The sequence below is a fragment of the Paenibacillus sp. 2RAB27 genome, from assembly GCF_052115445.1.
In the GTDB taxonomy this organism is placed as follows: Bacteria; Bacillota; Bacilli; order Paenibacillales; family NBRC-103111; genus Paenibacillus_E.
Genome location: NZ_JBFRGR010000005.1, coordinates 209,741 through 231,520, shown reverse-complemented (window position 1 = coordinate 231,520; position 21,780 = coordinate 209,741). Strand labels below are relative to the sequence as shown.

Genomic DNA, 21,780 nt, shown 5'->3' with positions numbered 1-21,780 from the left:
GCGGTTCATGAAATATTCCGTAATAAGTTGTATCTGTCCAATAGACTCTTCAAACCGTTGAATTCCCAATATTGGTTATCCAATGCTCGGGTTAATATTGGACTACTTGCAATACGCCAATACCCTTTTCGGGTATTTCCCCATTCAAATGCTTTATCTTTAGGAATCCCTAGAGATAACAGCCTTTTTACTTTGGTTTTAGGTGACTTCCATTGTTTCCAAAGACACATTCGTAGTCTTCTTCGAATCCATTTGTCCATATCCTTCAGAATACTTGGCGTATCCGCAAGCGAGAAATAACCGCACCACCCTATGAGATACTGGTTTAGTTCTTTTATTCGCTGCTCCATCTTCATCGGCTTCTTCCGAGAGGTTATCTCTCGAATTCGTGCCTTAGCTTTCTGCAAAGATTGATTGGCAATCCTTACTTTCGGTTGTTTGTTCACACTAAAACTAAATCCAAGAAACTTACGTTTCCAAGGACGATCCACCGCACTCTTGGCTTGGTTCACTTTAAGTTTCAGCTTGACTTCAATGAATTGGGATACGGATGCCTTGACTCGTTCGCCCTCTCTTTTAGTTTTCACGTAGATGTTGCAGTCGTCCGCATAACGTACGAAGCGGTGTCCACGCTTCTCTAGCTCTTGGTCTAATTCGTCAAGTACAATGTTGGATAACAATGGACTTAACGGACCGCCTTGTGGCGTTCCTTCCGCAGACGGTTTAACCAAACCATCCTCCATTACACCTGCTTGTAGATACTTCCGTATGAGTAGAAGAACTTTCTTGTCCTTTACTCTTGAGGCAAGTTTCATCATGAGCCTGTCGTGATGAACACGATCGAAGAACTTTTCTAGATCAAGATCGACGACGAATCGGTATCCCTCTGTCATATACACTTTAGCCTTCTCCACTGCATCGTGTCCTCGCCTTTTCGGGCGAAACCCGTAACTATGTTCGGAAAACTGTGGATCGAACAACGGTGTTAGTACCTGAGCAATTGCTTGTTGGATCAGTCGGTCTGTCACGGTAGGTATGCCTAACATCCGCGTCCCGCCATTCGGTTTCGGGATTTCGACCCGACGAACAGGACTCGGTAGGTAGGTTTCTATTTCTTGCCGTATTGTCTGCCAGTTTTGTTTGATGTGTTCACGTAAGGATTTTACGGACATTCCATCTACGCCATGGCTTCCCTTATTGCTTTCAACACGCTTTAACGCTTGTAGAAGATTTTCCCGCGACAGTAATTGCTCCAACATTTTTTTACCTCTCTTTACGTGATTTGCACTTTCCTCTTGTGCCAGAGATGAATTCTGCCCTTCCGAAGCCCCCCACGGATTCACCGTTTCCTTCTTCAGACAAGTCCCTTCGGATTTTCTGCTTTCATTACTCACTCTGAACGCCTTGATGTACAAATACCTACTTCATGTTCAGCCCTTCCGCGAGGCGTTGCAACACCTTACGTACTATGGCTTCTGCTGACTTCTGTACGTTCAGCCTGTATTCACATACAAGTTTACAAAGTTAGCTTTGCGTTCCGTACAGATCTCCCCAGGTAAGAACGCTATCTTCCTCTCCATCTATCTGCTCCATCTACTCTCGTACGCCTTCGGCAGTAAGGGCTTTAACTTGTTCTGCAGTCTCACCCAACATACGCTAGCCTTATATGGAGTTCGTGTTCCTCAGACCGGAGATTTGCCGCCGGCTTCCTTCAGATTCCACCTCACGATGGACACCCTTGCCTTAAGCTATGGCTACTACTGCCTTCACCATTCGGGACTTGAACCCTAGAGATAGCGCCCATGCTGGGCGCACAGAAAAAGCCTCCCCGATACCCTATCGGAGAAGGCTTGTTTTGCCCATGCGGACCTTTAGTGTACCTCTTCAAGCTCCCTAGCTGGGACGAGCCGAGCATCTGCGGGATTGCCTTCCGCATGTACTTTGACTAGGCCTTTCCCCGAGTCTACACTGTCAATCCAGACAGCCAGACCGTTCAGATCCACTTCAATTTTCTCATCTGCAGCTAAAATTTCCTGAGCACGGTGAACATTCATGGTTCATCCAGTACGGATTCCGGATAATCCATCGTATCCGTGGTTGAGTGTTCAATTAAGCCACCCTGCATGGTGACGTTACCGCCTMCAAGCCCCTCATTAATCATTCGATCAATGTCCATATAACAATCGTCCCTATCTTCATTGTTCGTGTCTTGCGACAGATTTGATTCTGATGCCATCCGTAATCCCTCCTTAGGTTCGCTATTTGGGTTATCATGTTGCATTTATAAACTCTCCAAACTCCCCTCTAACCATTCTCTTAACTACCTGCCGTATAAAGGTAACGTATCAAGAGAATACTAGTACAATTATGTATGTTGGGGAGGAATTACATCGATGCATACCGTGTGGAAAGGCGCGATCAGCTTCGGGCTTGTTCATGTTCCTGTTAAAATGTTCTCAGCCACAGAGGATAAAGATATCTCTATGCGCTATATTCACAAAACGTGTATTACCCCGCTATCCTATGTCCGAAAGTGCCAGACTTGCGAGAAGGAAGTAGAGTGGGAGGAAATTTCGAAAGGGTACGAGTTTGAACCCGGGCGTTTTATTCTTTTTGAAAAAGATGAGCTGGAGGAAATCTCCGGCGAGGCGAACAAGGAAATTAAGATTTTGGACTTCGTAAATTTAACGGATATTGACCCTGTGTATTTTCAAAAGACTTACTACCTCGGCCCCGGTGATACAGGCGCTGGTGCCTATATGCTGCTGCTTGATTCCATGCGCCAGACGGGGAAAATCGGTATCGCCAAGGTGTCCATCCGCTCCAAAAGCTCGCTAGCCGCCATCCGCGTCATTGAAAATTGCCTTGCCATGGAAACCATCTTCTATCCGGATGAAATTCGTCCGATTTCGCGAGTGCCTAACCTTCCCGAGAAGGTTACCGTGAATGAGCGGGAGATGGAGATGGCGAAAATGCTGATCAATCAGCTCTCCACCCCTTTCGAACCCGAGAAGTATAAGGATGAGTACCGCGCCCGCCTACTCGACGCGATTGAGCACAAAGTGGCGGGTGAAGAAATCCAAACCGCACCGCAGATGCAGAAAACAAGCGTCATCGATCTTATGTCTGCACTTCAAGCCAGCTTGAACGCGACGAAACCGTCCGATGGCAAAATAACGCTTGGCGCGGATGCCTCCGTAACCGAGGCAATAACGACGGAGAAGAAGCCCGCGGCTAAGCCCCGGGCCCGAAAGGCCAAAGAGCCTGTCACTTGATAGCTATAAAAGAAGTGCCCTGTCTTGGATGCCAAGACAGGGCACTTCTTTTGTTCTGAGGGGGTTGAGAGTTGAGTTGAGTTGAGTTGAGTTGAGTTGAGTTGAGTTGACTGTAAAAACTACAGCTAATTTCGAACAAATCCGCCCGATTTTTCAATTAGCTGGATTTCCTGATGTTAATTCTTGCTGGTTGGATCAATTCCTTACATTTCTCCGAAATTAGCTGTAGGAAACCCAGTTATGTTGATAAATTCATCATTTTCGATCAAATTAACATCAGAAAATCCAGTTAAATTCTTAACTACCCCCTCACTCCCTACTCCAATCAATTCCCATCTACCTTTTCCGATCACCAAACAACTCATCCCCGAGAAGCCATTTTCAGCTTCCTACTCCTCATCAGCGCCAGCATAAGCAGAACCACAGGCAATATGACCATAAAAATAGGAAAAATGAAACGAGCAGCTATTTCCTTAGGGAATATAATCGTTATCTCCTCATAATTCAAAGGTATGAAGGTTAATAGCATCACAACGATAGCGGTAATCCAGGTGACGATCTTCCAATTCCTGATGCCGAGCAGTTGTGACGTTCCATAACTCGCTACAAATAAATACAGTGCCAATTTGGTGAATATACTCATGATCCAGATCGTAACGACAATCGCATCCAGATTTTCAATAATACCGCCAATCGATATGGAACGGACGATCATAAGCATAGGATAGGGATAACCAGCAGCGACATGAGGACCGAACATCAGGATACTGACAATTATCGATAGCACCGTAAGGACACCTGTGAGCATAACCCCGCTTATCGCATATCTAACAGTGTTCTTCCGCTTATCCACAAAAGCGATCAACATCATAATCATCATGCAATCTCCTAAGAACGCAGCTGTCGGAAGCGCTCCTTTCATCAGGATCATCATGTCATTATCTAAGTAAATCGGAAGCAGCCGATCCCACTTCAATTGATTAATACTTAGAAACATTGGGCCCAACACGCAGAGTAAGATAATCGGCCCTGTAACTTCACAAATACGTGCCAACACACCAACACCATGCAAGGTAGGGTACAATACGACAAGAAGCATCGATATTTGAATGACATAGAGAGGAGTCTTCGGCATAATGGTCCCTGTAATGAATAAGCTGAATTGTCTCAAAATCACGGTAAGTATGACAAGCCACACTAGGATGAAGAGGGCTGAAATTAAGCCCCCCAACCATTTACCAAGCAGAATGCGATTATACTCGACTATGGTCAACCCAGGGAACATCGTACTAAGTTTGCCACATATATAAGCAATGAGCGTCCCTGCTACTGTCGCGAGTAGAATGGAAATCCACGCATCCTGTTTAGCAATTTGTGCTGCAGGAGCAATCGTGAGCAGGATTGTCATAATAATTTGCATGCTAACCATCATCCAGAATATTTGCCGATTCGATAATGCCATATCACTCATTGATGACCCCACCTATCTATCTCTGCTGACCGGTCATGGAAGGAAAATTCGATATACCTGGTCTCTGTATGGTACTTTTCACTTCCAGCTGAACGTCCATCGTTGGAAAGATGGTGCTCCAATTCGCCTTGGCTTGCTTCCATTCCCGTGGATATTTTTTATGAAAAGCCCTTGCAAAGCCGAGTACGTCCGCCTTTTGATCATGTTGTAACTGTTGCAACGTATCTCTCAAAATTCCCTTGATCTTCTTATCGAATGGCTCTTCTAACTTTCTCATATTGTCAGATCCGTTAGCGAGGAGGAGCGCGGTCGAGTTTTGAACGACATCCGCTTCTAATTCCAGTTGCACGGTCATTTTCCAAATACCGTTCTCAATCGAAGGATGCAAATGAAGATCCGTGTTAATGATCTTGATCACGACTTTCCCACCCGCTTCATGTTCAGTGAGCGTTATATTACGACCAAGATCTTCATGAATCAACAATCGAATCCCCATTTGTTCATCTCGGGTTAGGAAACAAGCTAGTTTCCCCTCTTTAATCACCGACATTCCTTCTACGGTCAGGATCGTTTTTTTAACTTGATTCGTGATCATTTTACTCTTATTCGCAACCGGCAGTAGGAAGGCACCGGATTCCCCACTCAACACTTCCTCGATATCATGCATGGTGGCAGACTGAATCAATGGCTTCTGCGAAAGTTTAATTAAGGTTTCATAGGTATTCGGATCATTCTGTGCTTCTAACAGCTCCTTAGCTGTTCCTCTGCATACAAAGAAATTAGCCTGTTCCCGTGGTTGAATATCCCTGAATAAGAAATCGAAATCATCAAACATTCCACTCCGAGCCAGTCCTTCACCAAAGAAGTAAGCTTTGGCATGACCCCAAGAGAAATAGCGAGGAAACTTCTTTTGCAATTCCGATAATGCATCTGGCATGGAGTTTCCTTTGGATGATACCGTGTACACATTCCCTTGCCCTGTCCCTCCTTCTCCCGAAGAAGCAGCCGGATTGGGTATGAACACTTGAACGGTCACTTCAATCTCATCCTCCGTGAGCTTGTCGATTCCAGCGGCTATGATAAAAGCCATATCGTTCACCTCAACACGATCCCAACAACCAGTTAAGAGAAGGACGCACAGTGAAATGACTGGAACAGATACAAATAACCTCATAGCTAGCCACTCCTAACCGCTTAATTCTCATTCCGTTCATCCGGATGCTCACGCTGCCTTTTCAAATTATTTTTGTCAGCATAAAAGGCAGGACGTGTATTCATTTTGCTAGTGGGAGCACGAAACAAAACATCTTTGATTCCTTTGGGATAAATCGGGGCAAATGGAGCCAAATAAGGTACACCGAAAGAACGGAGAATACACAGATGACTAATGATTAGAAGCAACCCCAGAATAAGACCAAACAAGCCTAAGATGCCGGATAAAATCATAATTGGAAAACGAAGAATGCGTAAGGAGATACCTGCGGAGTATTGCGGCATCATAAACGAGGAAATGCCCGTAATCGCTACCACCATAACCATAGGTGCAGATACTAAGCCTGCTTGGATAGCCGCTTGTCCAATGACGAGTGCACCAACAATACTGACAGCAGAACCAACTTGCCTAGGCAGACGAACTCCCGCTTCACGCAAAGCTTCGAAGGTAACTTCCATAATCAACGCTTCGACTAAGGCAGGGAAAGGGATTTCCTCCCGAGATTTAGCAACACGAAGCAGCAGCGTTGTAGGCACCATTTCATGATGAAACGTTAACACTGCCACATAGATCGCCGGAGCTAACATGGCAATTAGGAAAAAAGTGTAACGAAGCCAACGAATGAGGCTTCCAATCAGGAAACGCTGATAATAATCTTCAGGGGACTGCATAAGGGACCAGAATGTAGTTGGAGCAATGAGAGCAATTGGCGTATTATCTGTAATGATGACAACGCGGCCTTCTAACAGGCCTGATACGGCCACATCTGGACGTTCCGTTGTTTGTAATTGGGGAAAAGGTGAATAGATATTGTTCTCGATCATTTCTTCGATGTAACCGCTCTCAAGTACCCCCTCCAGCTGAATTTGAGAGATTCGCTCCGAAACTTTACTAATGATCTCTGGTTTGGCAATACCCTGAATGTAGGCCATTGTGACATTTGTTTTCGAATAATTGCCAAGCGTGTAGGAAACGAATTTTAACGCGGGTGTCTTTAACCTTTTTCGAATTAATGACGTATTTACGATTAAAGATTCTACAAAGCCTTCGCGTGGACCACGGACGACAGACTCTGCTAATGGCTCTTCTACCGCCCTGCCTTCAAATTGCGAAACCTCAATGGATAATGCCCCTTGGACCGTGTCTAACAGTAAAACTGCCTTACCTCCAAGCACGTCATTGATAACTTCACCAATGATACGCAGTTCTTTATACTGGGATATCGATATACAGTTCATCACGTTGTCCATCGATGTCACGGTTTCTGAGCTTGCTTTCTTAAGTGGTTCAAGGACATGACCATCAAGCAGTTCTACATTCACCATTCCGCGCAAGTATAGGACAGATGCTTGTAGGCCACACGCCATATGCATGGACGCGAAAACAACATCATCACAATCTGTAAATAAGGTTTGCAAATGAAGGATATTCGAGGAGAGTTCCGTCGACACCAAGGTATGGAATACTTCCTTGTCTATACTCGGGTCCTCAGGAAAAGGTTGATTCATTCAAAACTCCCCTTTCATTCTCACAGTCATTTAGGTATTGTTATGCTCTCAAAATCACACGGCTATTCAGTGACTGCCAATGCAGGGGCATTTTAACAGACCGCCCATGTCATCTTGCTTGAAAGAACCTAAATTGGTGAAGAATGGTAGGATAACGACAATGTAAAGGGGTTATGACCGATGGATTTTAAACCAATCCTCCCATTTGAGCCAGTTAGCACGAATGATTGGCCAGTTGGCACTCATTTTACGAGTCAAATCAAGTGGGATGGGTAAGAATGCTGCTGTACTTCGACAGACGTAATAAGCAAATAATCGCGGCTTAATACGTCTGTTATCTAACGACTTGAAAAGACTTTTATCCGTAGCACGAAGAAGAGGTTTTTACACTGGAAGTTGGACCACAGCAACTGTCTACTTCCGATTGACTGACCTCAATAACATTTTGTTTTCCAAAGTAACTGGTGCTGCATACGCCGGTCTCCGGCAACTCCACTTCCACCTTCTCCGCAGCCTCCCAGTCCCCTGTAAGGGCTGCGACAATGGACCTGACCTGCTCATAGCCCGTAGTCATCAGAAATGTCGGTGCGCGACCATAGCTCTTGGAGCCTGCAATGTAAAAATTGGGTTCGGGCTGGCGCAGTTCTTTTTCTCCATGAGGTCTTACCGTACCACAGCTGTGAATGTTCGGATCAATAAGTGGAGCCAGCGCACTCACACTTTCAATGGCGCTATCGATATCTGTTCTAACCTCGCGGAGAAAACTCAGATCAGGACGAGACCCTGTATTGCTAATAACCTCATCGATCGAATGAATCTGAACCGACTCTCCATTACAACTGCCGTTAACAACGATTTTCTCACCGGATATTTCAAAGTTTTCAACCAAGAAGGATGAGTATACTTCTACATCGCCTGATGTAACTAGGTTTTTCAATCGAGTACCGAGTGTTCCACGTTCGGGAAGACCGTCATTTTCCTGTCCACCATACACCTCATTAACAATGGATTTCCGAATAACCCAATATAGGTTCGTCTGCGGTTCTTGGTCCTTAAGCTTTCCCAGATCCAACAAGGCATTAATGGCAGAATGCCCGCTGCCAACCACCAATACGTTCTTGCCCGCGTAACGATCTCGATCCTTGCTAATTACTTCCGGAATCCCGTACGCAATTTTATTTTGGATCTTCAGCTCGCTCTCCGTCCAGATTCCTTCCGATACCGAAGGGTTAGGCGAAGACCAGGTGCCTGAAGCATCGATGACTGCTTTTGCTTCATAAACTTTCTGTTCGCCATTCTCAAGAACGTGCAGCACGAATGGGACCTTTTCACGATTCGCTGTTTTGATTTTGCTGAGCCCTTTGCGGCTGACTGCGATAACTTTCGTTTGAAGATGGATGAATGGTTTCATCTCGGGCAATTCGGCTAACGGTGCAAGATACTGTTCGATTATTTGCCCACCGGTCGGAAGCCCACCCTTATCTGGTGCTGTCCATCCGCTTGCTTCTAGTAGCTGCTTGGCTGCTTTATCGATATTATATTGCCAAGGGGAAAAGACACGCACATGACTCCAAGTAGAGATATTACCAGCAATATGTTCAGCTGATTCAAAGAGAATAAATGACTCCCCTTTGGTGACCAAATGAGAAGCTGCGGCTAAACCCACAGGTCCTCCTCCGATGATGGCAACGGGTAATTTTCTTTGATCACTAAAAGGAGCTTTTGTCGGCTTAGCTGAAAATTCTACCGGGATTGAAGTTGCACAACATTCACTCATCTAACCTACCTCCAACATTTAATCAACTTATTTTGATTAATCCTTTAAAAATAAAAGCGATTATCAACAACCGCTTGATTTAACCTCGTCTGTACGAAAAATGCAGCAGAGCTCAGGCGAAAGAAGATTGTTCACTTCCGCCGTATTCAATTCGTAATAGCTCCAAGTGCCTCTCGTCTCTCGTCGGATCAGCCCGGCGTCCATCAATATCTTTAAATGATACGACAATTTGGACTGTTGCATTTCAACAATGTCGGTAAGGTCACATACGCAGGTGTTTCCTCGTTGTGTAAGCTCATACATGATCTGAAGCCTTTTCTGATCAGCTAATGCTTTGAATTTAGCTTCATATTTTGAGAAATCAACAGTCGCTGACCGTTGATCAACGTCTGGAAGCTCTTTAATCATTTTCTCCCCTCCTTAAATCAATTTTATTTGATTAATCGATCTTAACACATAATATTCGGGGAATCCAAGGATTAAATCAATTTATTTTGATTTAATTAATTCAATTGTGATTTACAAAACCTTAACTTTTATATATAACTGAATAATTATATAATAATTCACAAATGATAATGGAGCTGAGATAATCATGAAGAAACCAGTTCGTATTTACTTTTTATGTATTCAAAATCGCTGCCGAAGTCAAATAGCAGAAGCATTTGCTAAATTTTACGGTGGGGAACACATTATTGTCGAGAGTGCAGGGCTAGAGCCGCATGATATTCATCCTTTAACTCTAGAAGTCATGAGGGAAGTCGGGATTGAGTTATCAGGAAATACTTCTAAGAAAATTGATATGAAATATTTCATCGCATCGAATGTGATTGTAAAGCTCTGCCAGCAAGTTGCAGAACGTTGTCCCATTGTACCCTTTGGTATCACGAGTGTCGATTGGGATATTGAGGATCCATTACTTTCAAATGACATCCAGTCAGTTCGACGTACACGTGACACAATACAAAAGAAAGTGATTGAACTCTTAAAAGGATTGAATGTGCCAATTTAAAGGAGCGTGTAATTTTGCCCGATATTGAACAATTATCTGACGTGTGTAAGCTGCTTGGGGACAAAATGAGATTGACGATTCTCTCTCTGCTCAAAGAACGTGAGCTATGTGTATATGAGCTTGTTGAACTCTTACAAACAAGTCAGCCCAATGTGAGTCAGCATATGCGAAAACTGAAAGCCGGCGGTTTAGTAAAAGAAGCGAAAAAGGGCCAATGGGTTTTTTATTCTTTACATATTGAGGATAAACCCTTTCTGAGCGAGTTTTTTCAGCACCTGCCATCCCAAAAAGAAAAAGTGGATGCGATATCTTGTGAAGATCTAAATTGTTGTGATTAGGAGGAACCATGACTTACATTGCGGTGCTTATTTTTCTTATTACGTTAACTTTTGTTATTTGGCAGCCTAAGGGCCTCAACATCGGATGGTCTGCTTCTGCTGGCGCTATCCTAGCTCTTATCTTCCAAGTCGTGTCTCTCCACGATGTACTGACGGTTACATCCATCGTTTGGAATGCGACGCTAGCTTTTGTCGCAATTATTCTCATTTCCTTAATCTTAGACAATATTGGATTTTTTGAATGGGCTGCCTTGCATATGGCGAGGATTGCAAAAGGAAACGGACGGCTCATGTTTGTGTACGTCATTTTATTAGGCGCGGCAGTTGCTGCATTTTTTGCAAATGATGGCGCAGCGTTAATTCTAACGCCAATTGTATTAGCGATGGTCCGAGCGTTGAAGCTGCCAGATAAAATGATTTTGCCTTTCATCATGGCAAGTGGTTTTATTGCGGATACAACTTCATTGCCTCTTGTTGTCAGCAACTTAGTGAACATCGTATCAGCGGACTTCTTCGGTATCGATTTTGTCACCTATGCGAGCCGCATGATTGTCCCAAGCTTATTTTCTTTAGGGGCAAGTTTGGTTGTCTTGTTCGTTTTCTTCAGAAAGGACATACCAACGAATTACGATATAAAGCAATTAAAACCGCCTTCAGATGCCATTAAAGATCATAAGCTTTTCCGAATGTCATGGGTTATCCTTGGAATCCTTCTCGTCGCATATGTAAGCAGCGGATTTATTAAAATTCCTGTTTCCATCATTGCAGGAGTCGTAGCACTGATCTTCATTTTAATGGCTAGATCCAGTAAAGTGATCGAAACAAAACGAGTGATTAAAGATGCTCCGTGGGCTGTAGTCATATTCTCTATCGGCATGTATGTAGTCGTATATGGCCTTAAAAACGTCGGTCTCACGGATGCCCTAGGAACGGTAGTTGAGAACTTAGCAGGACAAGGATTATTTGTCGCAACAGTAGGAATGGGCTTCTTGTCGGCTATTTTGTCCTCCATCATGAATAACATGCCGACGGTTATGATTGATGCACTTGCTATCAAAGGTACAAATACAGACGGTATTATACGAGAAGCACTGATTTACGCCAATGTTGTTGGAAGCGATCTTGGACCTAAGATAACACCAATCGGGTCACTCGCAACCCTTTTATGGCTTCATGTTCTATCTACGAAAGGTGTAAAAATCACATGGGGCAATTATTTTAAGACAGGCATCATCCTTACTGTCCCAACGCTCTTAATTACCCTTACTGGGCTTTATTTATGGCTTCACGTTATTAATACAACAAGCGTGAATATTTGGTTGTTAATTTTTGCGATTGCAGTAATTCTGGTAGTCGCCGCGCTGATCATAAAAACTTTTTTTGGTGCAAAACAAATTAAGGAGGGCAAAAAGGCGCTTAAGCCTAGATGATCCCATACAAAAAGGAGAAATGAAACCATGGAAAACAAAAAACCATTCGTATATTTTCTTTGCACAGGAAACTCTTGCCGCAGCCAAATCGCCGATGGCTATTTGAAAGCTTTGGGTGGGGACAAATATGAAGTGAAAAGTGCCGGCTTGGAAGCCCACGGATTAAACCCACGTGCAGTGGCAACGATGAAAGAAGCTGGAATCGACATCTCAAACAATACCTCTGATGTTATTGATACCGAGATTCTATCCAGCGCTGATTACATTATTACATTGTGTGGTCACGCTGACGAACACTGCCCTGTAGTGCGTAATGACAAGGCGCAAAGATGGCACTGGGGGTTTGAAGACCCTGCCAAAGCAACTGGGACGGAAGAAGAAATTACAGCTAAATTCCGTGAAGTTCGTGATTCTATTAAAAGCCGGATCGAACAATTCGTGAAAGAAGGCAAGTAAGATGATCAAAAGAATGCACGTTGCGGTTAACTGTTCTGAGCTTCAGAAGTCGCTTGATTTTTACCGTGCTTTCTTTGGTACAGAGCCTACCAAAGTAAAAGACAACTACGCTAAATTCGAGTTGGATGATCCAGCCCTTCATTTTTCTTTAAATGTTCGTCCTTTTGAGAAAAAAGGTGTTCTAAATCATTTGGGATTCCAGGTGGATAACACGGAAGACGTTCTGGCTATGGGCGAACGTTTAAGACAAAGCGGACTTCTTCTCATTGATGAAATGAACACAACATGCTGTTATGCAGTTCAGGATAAAGTCTGGGTTTATGATCCGGACGGTAATGCTTGGGAAATTTTTTACACCAAAGAGGATTCGGAGTTTGAATCTGCAGGGGATTTGCAAGATATGTCTCTATGTTGTGCTCCTCCTTCTGCACCGTCCACGCCTGTAACAATTGAATTCACACCCTTTAAGAAAAAGTAAGGAGATCATTATGGAGAAAAATTATCAAGCACTTGTTGATGACAAAATATTTTTTGGCGGAGCTGCAGACGTCGAGGCTATGGTTAAAAACGAGAACGTTGAGGTTGTAGTCGATTTGCGTGGTGAAGCAACGGAGTGTGCCTATCCTACAGATGGCGTAGAATGGCTTCAGGTGCCGCTTGGTGACAATGCAGAAGATCCACAAGACCAACTATTCCAACAAGCTATAAATTACGTTGTAGAGGCGTATAAGAGCGGTAAAAAGGTTGGATTCCATTGCGGTGGTGGGAAAGGACGTACTGGTGCAGTAGCAATTGGCACCATGCTTACTTTAGGTAAAAGCGACAATATCGAAGATGCTGAAAAATTAGTGAAAAGCATTCGCACGGTAATTAATATTAAACAACCTCAGCGTGAGGCACTTGAGAAATTATTTAACAAATAATTTGATGGGTCCCCTTGCATTTTTTTGCTAACGAGGCCTGCAAGTAATCCATCTGCTAAGGAGGAATAACATCGCGTGCAAAAAAATGAAGTCGCAATACAACATGAACCCATAAGCAAATGGATGGCTCTACTGGAAGTATTAGTTGTATCGACAAAACTCGGGCTTACTTCCTTCGGAGGACCGATCGCTCATCTTGGTTATTTTCATCAAGAATATATAAGCCGCCGTAAGTGGTTGGACGAACGAAGCTATGCGGATTTGGTCGCACTATGCCAGTTTTTGCCCGGTCCTGCCAGCAGTCAGGTCGGCATTGGAATCGGCGTTATCCGTGCTGGATTGCTCGGGGGATTGATCGCTTGGCTTGGATTTACGCTGCCATCAATTATTGCGCTGGTTTCGTTCGCCTTCCTATTTCAGGGATTTGATATCGGTAACGCTGGATGGATTCACGGTCTTAAGATAGTCGCTGTAGCCATTGTTGCTCAGGMCATACTTGGCATGGGACAAAAACTTGCTCCTGACCGCAACAGGGTAACAATCGCAATCATTGCTTCGTCCGCTACCCTCTTATGGCAGACTGCTTTTAGCCAAGTCTTGCTTATTGTTATTGCGGGCTTTGTTGGTATGATGTTATATAGAAAAACGGTTATTCCTGAATCAACAAACCTGACTGTTCCCATAAGCCGCAGCTTTGCAGTCCTATGCTTAGCAGTCTTCTTTGGACTTCTGATACTGCTGCCGTTGCTTCGCCAATTTGTTGTCGCGGACTGGCTGTCCTTATTCGATAGCTTCTATCGGTCAGGGTCTCTTGTTTTTGGCGGTGGGCATGTCGTTCTTCCGTTGCTTGAAAGGGAAGTTGTGCCGACAGGGTGGATCAGCAAGGCGGACTTTTTAGCGGGATATGGCGCGGCCCAAGCCGTACCCGGACCGTTATTTACCTTTGCCGGTTACTTGGGAGCGATGATTAGTGGAGTTACAGGTGCTTTTATCGCAACAGTGGCTATTTTTCTTCCAGCCTTTCTTCTGATCGTAGGGGCGCTGCCCTTCTGGAATTCCTTGCGGAGAAGCTCTAAAGTTCAAGGAGCATTATTCGGGATTAACGCAGCAGTTGTCGGCATCTTGTTGGCGGCACTTTATAATCCGCTTTGGACGACGGCGATTCTGGCTCCTGTTGATTTTGCCTTGGCTTCGATACTGTTTTTGATGCTCGTCTTTTGGAAATTGCCGCCTTGGGTTGTTGTTATCTCAGGAGCGATTGGCGGGACGTTGATCTCACTTGTTTGGTGAAAGCGGAAAAATTATAAATTTTGTCTCCAATTTCTGGGCATCTCGTCGAAGCTGCTGAAATTTGAAAATGGTCGATTGAAGCAGATAAAAAGAAAAGGTCAATAAATGGTGAGAAGAACCATTTATTGACCTTTTCTTATTTAGGCTTATCTGAATCGACAGGTTTCCTTTTTATTTTTCCCAAAATCCACAAAGTCGCAATGCCTATGGAAAAAAGTAATATACCTAAGAATAGTATCATCCCAACAAGAGGAATGTTCATGAGTGAAACCAATAAGATCAAACCAGTTAATGAAATAATCCAGTTTGAACGACCAAACGTACCTTGAATCTTTTCACCCACTACAATGCTTAAAGCAGCCATACCGATTATGAAAGCTAACAATACTAAAACGAATAATACAATTGCAAAAGGGATTCCTATGATTGTAACAAGTAAAAGTACGGTTAGTGCTATCAAAATGAGACTACTGAAAAAACCTATATACAATAGGTGACCAGGTGACTGCCGCGCATGAGTCATAAATGGTTGTATCCGCTGTTTGAGGATCAGTATTGTTAATAAGGGCAGTAATATCAAAATGATACTGACTGTTAATTGCAACAACCATGTCCCAATGACTAGTCCTCCACCTATCAACAGACTATTTTGGGTAGCTTTATCAAAAGATAAATTGATGATCTCATCTGATATGAATGCTCCTTGCTCTTGATGTATTTTTCCACCTACAACTAAAACAAAACCATTTACCTTTGCTGATGCTTTTAAATTTAGGTCTCCGTTAAAAACAATAACTGAATCGTTCACAGTTCCCCAAATGGTCGTATCTGCACCGACAACCACGACATCATCAACCACCTGATTCGCAGGCACAACCGTATCTTGATGTTCAAAAATCCCTTTTGCCATAGCATTCGTCGGTATTGTAAATAAAAGGGCACAGAATATCAGTGCAATGAACATCAACCTTTTCTTTTTCACCAATTAGCCCCCTTAAACCCACTTGCTTTTAACAAGTGTTTTATTGAAATACTCGATGCCACTATGAGAATAATAGAAAGCCCGATTAGCCCAGCAATGATATAAGTGTGCGAGCCTAAGATGTCTCCGAATACATGAAGTAAATTATAAGCAATTTTAAGCATGATCGAACCAAATTTAAATAGGTATGATCCCATAACTACCAAAACGATCGTAATGAAACACAAAACACTGATTAGCGGTAACAATAGCCAATTGCTCCCTGTAGAAACATTTTCGTGTGTAACATTCAAACCAATTGCGTTTATTACCTTGTCTTCGAATCCTTCTGGTGCCTCAATCGAATGGTAGGCAGTAAATACTTGAGTTTTAATTCCCGATAAATCGCTGAGCAATTCACTACATTCCGGGCATGTATCCAAATGTTCTTCGACTTGTCGTCGTTCAGCCTCAGACAATTCGTTATCCATGTAGGCAGATAGCTGATCCTCTATATGGTTTGACATCTTAATCCTCCAATTCACGAATCATTTCTTTACGTAACAATAGTCGCGCTGCACTAATACGTGATTTTACAGTACCGAGAGGAATGTTTAGCATCCCCGAAATCTCATCATAAGAATAACCTTCAATTTCCCTAAGGACAATGGCTTCTCTGTGTTCAGGACTCAATTTTCCCATCGCTTCTTCAATCGTCATTTGGAGATCTCTTCGTTCCATATCGTTATTTGAAATCTGTGTTTCGATCAATTCGCCCCATACTGAATTTGTTTTCTTTTGCTTTTGAATTCGGTCATAGCATAAATTGGATACAATTCGTTTTAACCACGATGCAAAAGCATATATATTATCTAATTTAGAAAGTGAATAAAAGGCTTTAACAAATGCTTCTTGAGCAACATCCTCCGCATCCATACGATCTGCGAGCATCCCATAGGAATAACGAAAAACGATATCTTTATAGCGTTTGACGAGTAAGGCGAATGCTTCTTTGTCACCGCTTTTCGCCTTAGCAATTAAGTCATATAATTCTTGATCCACGCATATTCTTCCCCCCGCAGTACCATCCATCGATACAAAAGACATAAGATCAAGTCAAAAAGTTCACCTTGTTGTTTCGTATTATGCGATAAATTTCTATCGAAGTTCATCTTATACGTTGTTACTTTTTGCATACTTTTGATAAAAAATACCCTTGAGCTTAATACTCAAGGGCATTCGTCAAACCTTAAATCTCACCTTAAGATTGATCGATTTTGGCCTTAGGATTCTTTTTTACCAACCACTCATAAAACGTAGGAATGACAAGGAAACTATTTAAAGTTGAAGTAATCATCCCACCGATCACGACGATACCAAGTGTTTGCGAAATAACGGTATCTGAACTATGGGTCAATGCCAGTGGCAACAGCGTTAAGATGGTTGTGCCTGCAGTCATGAAGATCGGTCTTACCCGCGAGAGACTGCCTTGCATAATCGCATCTTTAATAGCCAACCCTTCTTTACGGTTTCTCTCAATTTTATCAATCAATACAATGCCATTCGTGACGACGATACCGGTTAACATCAAGACACCGATAAGCGCAGCTAAGTTCAATTCCCCTCCAAAGAGCATAAGGGCCAGCACAACACCACTTAGAGCTAGTGGAATGCTTAACAGTACGGCTAGAGGGGCTCTCCACCCCTTAAAGACTCCACTAGTAATCAGCAATACGAGTAAGATGGAAAAAGCAACGGCAATGGACATATCCACAATCATTTGTTTAACTTGCTCAGTGATACCACCTGTTGAGTACGTTACTCCACTTGGTAGTGCGATGCTTTTCAGTTTCTGGTCAATAGCGTTTGAAACTTTACTGATATCTGTTGAAGTGATTTGTAAGGTCACTGTTGAGAAGGATTGCCCATCTCGTTCTTGAATGGATGAGGGAGCTTGATTAGGCGCGATTGTGGCCAATTGATCGATTCTGATTTTTTGCCCATTTGCACCACTTACTGTTTCAGCGGCAAGCGCTGCAAGCACATCAGTTGACGTAGCATTTGCTTTGGGTACACGAGTGATGTACATATCCACCGGAATCAACTTATGGTCTACCTGGATATCAAAGTCTTTACCGCCAATCATGTACTGCCCAATTACTTTTGTAACGTCCTGAACGTTCACTCCAGCTTGCTGGGTTTTCGCTCGATCGAGTGTAATTGCATATTTAGGTGTTCCGTTTGTTAGATCAGTTGCCCCTTGTACGCTAAGACCTTGTACTTCAACTAACTTGCTTCTAACGAGTTGTGCCGCGTCATCAAGTAGTTTCTGGTCTGCTCCGGAAAGCATAATTTTCATCTGCTTATCATCACCAGCAATACTTTGATTCGATACGGTATAAACTACTTTTTGATTTAATTGGGGTAAAGTTTTTTGTAAATCGGCAATGACAGCATCTACATTATTTTTATCCTTTAATGCAACAGTCATATTGGCTATGTTCGGCAGTTGAATAAATCCGCCCCCAGCATCAAATACATCATCGGCTTGTGGCATCATCGTTGATCCGAAATTGGCTGAATACGAAGCGACATTCGGATTTACCTTCAGCACGTCTTCAACTTTTTGGACTTCTGTATCCACTTCAGGAAGTGCGCTTCCTTTCGGCAGTTCAATTTGAATCGCTACATCGCCCGAATTTGCCGTAGGCAGCAGGCTCACCGGAAGTGTAGTTGCAAATATCGCAGCAACGATGAAAATTAGTAATGAAATCGAAGTAATCCATTTTTTATGACTAAATGCAAAACGCAGAACTGGTTTCATCATGGGCTCAAGTGTTACGGATTTCGAAGTGTCATTTCTCCAGCCCATAAATGCAAAAGTTGGAACGACTAACATCGCAACAAAGAAAGATACAATAAGTGCAATGACGACAGACCATGCAAAGCCAGAGTAAGATGCGCTAATGACACCGCCAACCATGGCAATAGGTACATAGACAGCGATCGTTGTTGCGGTAGAAGCAAAAATAGCTGGCAGCATTTCTTTTACAGCAGATGAAAGTACATGTAAAGTGGATTGGTCCTTATTCTCCTGATATTTTCGATACATATTATCAAGAACAACAATGGAATCATCAACAATTCTCCCCATTGCAACAATCAGTCCGGACACGGTCAAAATGTTAAGCGTAATTCCCATCGATTTCAAAACTGCCGTCGTGGCAAGCAGTGAAATTGGCAGCGATACAGCAATGAGCAGTGTTGAACGTACATTCCGGAAGAAGAAGAAAACGCACAACATAGAGAACAGGCAACCCAAAAGTCCTTCGCGCACAAGTCCTAATAGGGAAGCATTTAATTCATGTTCACGATCGAGCATCACAGTTAACGAAACATCGTTATTTTTAATCGGCGCTATTTGTGCAACGCGTTCTTTGACTAGTTTTGCTACGTCCGTAATATTCGATGACGGTGTTTTCAGAACATCTAAAAGGATGCTTGCTTTTCCGTTAGTGCGGGATACGGTTTTAATGTCAGTCAGAGAGTGAGATAGATCAGCCACGCTAGAGAGCGAGACGTTAGTGCCTTGCTTGTTTTTTATCGGAATATTGCTTAACTCTTGGTCTGTTAAGTTCCAACCATTCACGGTTAATGGAAACGAGTCTTTATTGTTAGACACTTTACCAGTGGACCAATTCGGCAGCGCGGCGGCTAGCGACTGATTCAAATCATCCATGGTTAAACCACTCTTTGTTAAATCCTGCATCCTAACATTTAAAACATAACCATTGTTTGCTGCTCCAGTGACACGCACATCTGCGACGCCCGGAACGGATTTCAGTTGTTTAGCTATATCAGCCTCGACCGAAGAACGAAGTGTAGTTTCGTCAATGTTTGTACTGTTTGAAGTTAAGCTATAGCTCAAAATTGGAAATGTACTAGTCGTTACACGAGTGATAACCGGAGCCCCTACGTCAGTTGGCAGAACTGCGCTTGATATCGCTTGTTTGACGTCACTCTCTGCTTGTTTCATATCAAAATCCATTGGATAGTACAGATTCATTAAAAGTCCGCCGTCATAGGAATTCGTTTCTACATCCATTAAGCCATCAGATGATCGAATGGCATCTTCTAGTTTTGGTGTTACATTTAGTTTGACTTGATCTGCCTGGTAAGATGATGCACGTACGGAAACAAGCAGTGTTGTATTATTAATGCCTGGTAGATAATCACGCTGCATTTGAAAGGCAGAGACACCTCCCCATGCCAGAATAAGCAGCATACTGACTACAACTAGAATCGCCCTTTGCATCGAACCTTCAATTATTCTTTTCATTGCTCAAACCCCATTTCGTTTTTTCTTTTATCGAGTAAAGCATGGAAATACCGCTGAATCATTTTAGTAACGTATTTACAGAGAGCACTCCTTAGTAGAGACATGTTTATTTATATGGCCTTCTTTCTTGTTTTCTCTTGTTACAACATGAAAGGACTGGGCTCATCCTGCTAAAGTTCAGAATGGATCAAAATAATTAATTGGTAAATTTTCCATATATTCTTTCGACAAAAAAAGAGGATCTGACGAGTAGCAGATCCTGATCAATCGTTTTTCCTAACGCACTAGAAAAATATTTTTTATTTTAGTACTAAAGGTAGTTACTTTTGAACAATAAGGGATATTCGCACATAAAATGATCTCATCATGGGGTCATTGGAGGATTAAAATGTATTGGATATATCCATATGAATATCGTTCCACATTTCAACCAATTTGGAATATAAATTTACAACAAGCTTTAGAATTAGTGAAATCATCCGTACAGGGTGAACAAAACGATGAGTTGTTCTACGATGAACTTATTAAGATTGCACCAACATCCGAACAGTCTGCCATTATAGCTTCCATACGAGATGATGAACGAGGTCATAATCAGATGTTTCGCGGTATCTACAGAGATTTTACTGGGCACGAGATACATGGTGTTAGTAATGAACTCTACCCAAAAGTACATTCTTATACAGATGGATTACAACAAGCTATTCAAGGTGAATGGTCTGCAGTTGAGAAATATCGTCTTATATGGTTTGGTCTCCCCCCTGGTATTTATCGCGATACATTGTATGGCATTATATTAGATGAGCAAAAACATGCAAGTAAATACAACTATTTGCTTACATTGAATCGGAAATGATTATCTTATGCATATAAAAAGCCAATTCGAATGCCTACGGCTGACGATATTGGCTTTTTTATATTAAGATTATACAGGCCTTTGTACCATTGGTGTTTCTTTTGGATTCGACCATAAGAAAACCGCCTTTTTAAAAAGGCGGTTTTTTCAGTAATACTATTTTCTCCTAGATCTAACCAAGTGGTAGGCATTACTAATGAGCAGCCCGATAAATAAGTACATTAAGCCGCCAAAAAAACCATAAATAACAACGCCTACTATTGCGCTCAGCAAACCAAAAATCACTTGATCTTTATTGGAGACTGGTGAGGTTGGTGGGTCAGTCAACATAAATAGAGCAAAGAACAGTGAAGCATTAATAAAAGGAGGTCGAAATGCATCGGCAGCTTCTCCGACATGTATGAACCCCATTAGGAGTAATAACAAAAAATACGCAAAAAGAAATGCAAACACTTGTGGGAATTTGTTCACACGATTGGTAACCAAGTAACCCCCTAGTAAAAGGAATCCAATTGTCCAAGCTGGAAGATCTCCAAATGCGCCCCACCAGCTCTGTCCAGTTTGAAAAAAAAGAATAGATAAGAGTAAGCCGAAGGCTGCTGGATTAAATACTGGTTTCTTTTTATATACAAGAAGATGCTTAGATAAAATAGCCATGGTTACAGTAATAGCCGCAATATACCAAGAGGTTGCTGTGCTTAAAATTAAGGCGATAATAAGCCCTGTGATCACTGCACCATCCGGAAGCCATTTTTTTCTTTTGCCCAAACGAAAACAAATCAAATCAATCCCTACTGCTGTAACTATAGCGATAATTGAATTATAAATTCCTTTTATATCTAATGAAAATATAGCGGCAATAATTAGAAGGCCAACCAAKGAAATGATGACATAGCTCTTCGGTTTTTTATGCCATGGATGGGTTGACACC

The 21,780-nt window shown here is 42.6% G+C and carries 23 protein-coding genes; 9 read left to right on the top strand and 14 right to left on the bottom strand.

Annotated elements, in window-relative coordinates:
* Positions 1 to 5: 5 nt before the first annotated feature.
* The 3 genes from ltrA to AB4114_RS10025 form a co-directional block, all read right to left on the bottom strand.
* Positions 6 to 1,259: a group II intron reverse transcriptase/maturase gene (gene ltrA / locus AB4114_RS10035; RefSeq protein ID WP_441988419.1), complete on the bottom strand. Its 1,254-nt coding sequence runs from the start codon at positions 1,257 to 1,259 to the stop codon at positions 6 to 8.
* 612 nt (positions 1,260 to 1,871) lie between these two features.
* The gene (locus AB4114_RS10030; protein WP_441988333.1) at positions 1,872 to 2,054 is read right to left on the bottom strand and encodes a small, acid-soluble spore protein, H family; all 183 of its coding nucleotides are present in this window, start codon (positions 2,052 to 2,054) and stop codon (positions 1,872 to 1,874) included.
* Entirely contained in the window at positions 2,051 to 2,236 is a 186-nt protein-coding gene (locus AB4114_RS10025) for a hypothetical protein (protein WP_441988332.1), read from the bottom strand. The genes AB4114_RS10030 and AB4114_RS10025 overlap by 4 nt, the downstream gene beginning before the upstream one ends.
* Positions 2,237 to 2,393: 157 nt before the next feature.
* Here AB4114_RS10025 and ku point away from each other — a divergent pair, with 157 nt between their 5' ends.
* Entirely contained in the window at positions 2,394 to 3,275 is an 882-nt protein-coding gene (gene ku, locus AB4114_RS10020; protein ID WP_441988331.1) for a non-homologous end joining protein Ku, read from the top strand.
* Positions 3,276 to 3,478: 203 nt separating this feature from the next.
* On the opposite strand, the gene AB4114_RS10015 is transcribed toward ku, so the two are convergent.
* The 6 genes from AB4114_RS10015 to AB4114_RS09990 form a co-directional block, all read right to left on the bottom strand.
* Entirely contained in the window at positions 3,479 to 3,628 is a 150-nt protein-coding gene (locus AB4114_RS10015; protein WP_441988330.1) for a hypothetical protein, read from the bottom strand.
* An 8-nt stretch (positions 3,629 to 3,636) separates the two neighbouring features.
* The gene (locus tag AB4114_RS10010; protein ID WP_441988329.1) at positions 3,637 to 4,746 is read right to left on the bottom strand and encodes a GerAB/ArcD/ProY family transporter; all 1,110 of its coding nucleotides are present in this window, start codon (positions 4,744 to 4,746) and stop codon (positions 3,637 to 3,639) included.
* 16 nt (positions 4,747 to 4,762) lie between these two features.
* Positions 4,763 to 5,920 carry a Ger(x)C family spore germination protein gene (locus AB4114_RS10005; protein WP_441988328.1) on the bottom strand — a complete coding sequence of 386 codons (1,158 nt, stop codon included), beginning with the start codon at positions 5,918 to 5,920 and terminating at the stop codon, positions 4,763 to 4,765.
* 20 nt (positions 5,921 to 5,940) lie between these two features.
* Positions 5,941 to 7,467: a spore germination protein gene (locus tag AB4114_RS10000; RefSeq protein ID WP_441988327.1), complete on the bottom strand. Its 1,527-nt coding sequence runs from the start codon at positions 7,465 to 7,467 to the stop codon at positions 5,941 to 5,943.
* Positions 7,468 to 7,825: 358 nt separating this feature from the next.
* Positions 7,826 to 9,244, bottom strand: coding sequence for an NAD(P)-binding domain-containing protein (locus AB4114_RS09995; RefSeq protein ID WP_441988326.1), 1,419 nt, complete (start codon positions 9,242 to 9,244; stop codon positions 7,826 to 7,828).
* A gap of 63 nt (positions 9,245 to 9,307) precedes the next feature.
* The gene (locus AB4114_RS09990; RefSeq protein ID WP_441988325.1) at positions 9,308 to 9,652 is read right to left on the bottom strand and encodes an ArsR/SmtB family transcription factor; all 345 of its coding nucleotides are present in this window, start codon (positions 9,650 to 9,652) and stop codon (positions 9,308 to 9,310) included.
* Positions 9,653 to 9,839: 187 nt separating this feature from the next.
* On the opposite strand from AB4114_RS09990, the gene AB4114_RS09985 reads away from it, so the two are divergent.
* From AB4114_RS09985 to AB4114_RS09955, 7 genes are all read left to right on the top strand, one after another.
* Complete coding sequence (locus AB4114_RS09985; protein WP_441988324.1) at positions 9,840 to 10,256, top strand: arsenate reductase ArsC; 417 nt, start codon at positions 9,840 to 9,842, stop codon at positions 10,254 to 10,256.
* 14 nt (positions 10,257 to 10,270) lie between these two features.
* Complete coding sequence (locus AB4114_RS09980; protein WP_441988323.1) at positions 10,271 to 10,594, top strand: ArsR/SmtB family transcription factor; 324 nt, start codon at positions 10,271 to 10,273, stop codon at positions 10,592 to 10,594.
* A gap of 8 nt (positions 10,595 to 10,602) precedes the next feature.
* Positions 10,603 to 12,024: an arsenic transporter gene (locus AB4114_RS09975; protein ID WP_441988322.1), complete on the top strand. Its 1,422-nt coding sequence runs from the start codon at positions 10,603 to 10,605 to the stop codon at positions 12,022 to 12,024.
* 27 nt (positions 12,025 to 12,051) lie between these two features.
* Positions 12,052 to 12,480 carry an arsenate reductase (thioredoxin) gene (gene arsC / locus AB4114_RS09970; protein ID WP_441988321.1) on the top strand — a complete coding sequence of 143 codons (429 nt, stop codon included), beginning with the start codon at positions 12,052 to 12,054 and terminating at the stop codon, positions 12,478 to 12,480.
* Between the two features lies 1 nt (position 12,481).
* Complete coding sequence (locus AB4114_RS09965; RefSeq protein WP_441988320.1) at positions 12,482 to 12,958, top strand: ArsI/CadI family heavy metal resistance metalloenzyme; 477 nt, start codon at positions 12,482 to 12,484, stop codon at positions 12,956 to 12,958.
* Positions 12,959 to 12,968: 10 nt separating this feature from the next.
* On the top strand, positions 12,969 to 13,403 hold the full coding sequence (locus tag AB4114_RS09960) for a protein-tyrosine phosphatase family protein (protein WP_441988319.1): 435 nt from the start codon (positions 12,969 to 12,971) through the stop codon (positions 13,401 to 13,403).
* Between the two features lie 123 nt (positions 13,404 to 13,526).
* Positions 13,527 to 14,693, top strand: coding sequence for a chromate transporter (locus AB4114_RS09955; RefSeq protein WP_441988418.1), 1,167 nt, complete (start codon positions 13,527 to 13,529; stop codon positions 14,691 to 14,693).
* A 136-nt stretch (positions 14,694 to 14,829) separates the two neighbouring features.
* Here AB4114_RS09955 and AB4114_RS09950 read toward each other — a convergent pair whose 3' ends face one another.
* From AB4114_RS09950 to AB4114_RS09935, 4 genes are all read right to left on the bottom strand, one after another.
* Positions 14,830 to 15,675: a hypothetical protein gene (locus tag AB4114_RS09950; RefSeq protein ID WP_441988318.1), complete on the bottom strand. Its 846-nt coding sequence runs from the start codon at positions 15,673 to 15,675 to the stop codon at positions 14,830 to 14,832.
* Positions 15,672 to 16,181 (bottom strand): anti-sigma factor family protein, encoded by a 510-nt coding sequence (locus AB4114_RS09945; RefSeq protein WP_441988317.1) that lies wholly within the window; start codon positions 16,179 to 16,181, stop codon positions 15,672 to 15,674. The genes AB4114_RS09950 and AB4114_RS09945 overlap by 4 nt, the downstream gene beginning before the upstream one ends.
* A gap of 1 nt (position 16,182) precedes the next feature.
* Positions 16,183 to 16,716, bottom strand: coding sequence for an RNA polymerase sigma factor (locus tag AB4114_RS09940; RefSeq protein WP_441988316.1), 534 nt, complete (start codon positions 16,714 to 16,716; stop codon positions 16,183 to 16,185).
* Between the two features lie 199 nt (positions 16,717 to 16,915).
* On the bottom strand, positions 16,916 to 19,993 hold the full coding sequence (locus AB4114_RS09935) for an efflux RND transporter permease subunit (protein WP_441988315.1): 3,078 nt from the start codon (positions 19,991 to 19,993) through the stop codon (positions 16,916 to 16,918).
* Positions 19,994 to 20,381: 388 nt separating this feature from the next.
* On the opposite strand from AB4114_RS09935, the gene AB4114_RS09930 reads away from it, so the two are divergent.
* Complete coding sequence (locus tag AB4114_RS09930; RefSeq protein ID WP_441988314.1) at positions 20,382 to 20,849, top strand: ferritin-like domain-containing protein; 468 nt, start codon at positions 20,382 to 20,384, stop codon at positions 20,847 to 20,849.
* A 156-nt stretch (positions 20,850 to 21,005) separates the two neighbouring features.
* Here the strand turns inward: AB4114_RS09930 and AB4114_RS09925 are convergent, their stop codons facing one another.
* Positions 21,006 to 21,779, bottom strand: coding sequence for an RnfABCDGE type electron transport complex subunit D (locus tag AB4114_RS09925; protein WP_441988313.1), 774 nt, complete (start codon positions 21,777 to 21,779; stop codon positions 21,006 to 21,008).
* Between the last annotated feature and the right edge of the window lies 1 nt (position 21,780).